Below are 381 nucleotides of genomic sequence, written 5' to 3'. Positions count from 1 at the left end.
TGATGATGTAGGTCAGCATACCTTTCGTGTTGCCGTCATAGCACATCACATTGCAATGATCGCTAAGCACACACTTGGAAATCCAACGGTGAATCCCGACCGTGTTGCCGCAATGGCAATCTATCATGACCTTGCCGAGTCTTCTGGTCCGGGTGATATTCCTCATTCAGTTAAATACAGCTCGAAAGAGGCGATGGATCTCTTTAAGGCTCTCGAAGCTAAAGCAGAGCGCGATCTAGCTGACTCCTATAGTGATGCCGCTTTTGGTCAGCATATGCGTGAGTACATCATCCAAGATGAGCTTGATGGTGAATTGAAGTTTATTGTTAAAGCCGCTGACATAATTGATGGGTTCATTCATGCCGCAAAAGAGCTTGAGGG

The 381-nt window shown here is 46.5% G+C and carries 1 protein-coding gene; it reads left to right on the top strand.

Translation table 11 applies throughout. The features are described from left to right. Positions 1-381: YfbR-like 5'-deoxynucleotidase (locus AB4585_RS25655; protein WP_372171601.1), on the top strand; the 381-nt coding region annotated here is incomplete at both ends.

Origin of the sequence: Vibrio sp. 10N.222.49.C9 (assembly GCF_041474985.1) — a bacterium.
Classification (GTDB): domain Bacteria; phylum Pseudomonadota; class Gammaproteobacteria; order Enterobacterales; family Vibrionaceae; genus Vibrio; species Vibrio crassostreae_C.
Note: the sequence above shows the minus strand (reverse complement) of the source record. Positions and strands in the feature narration are given on the sequence as shown.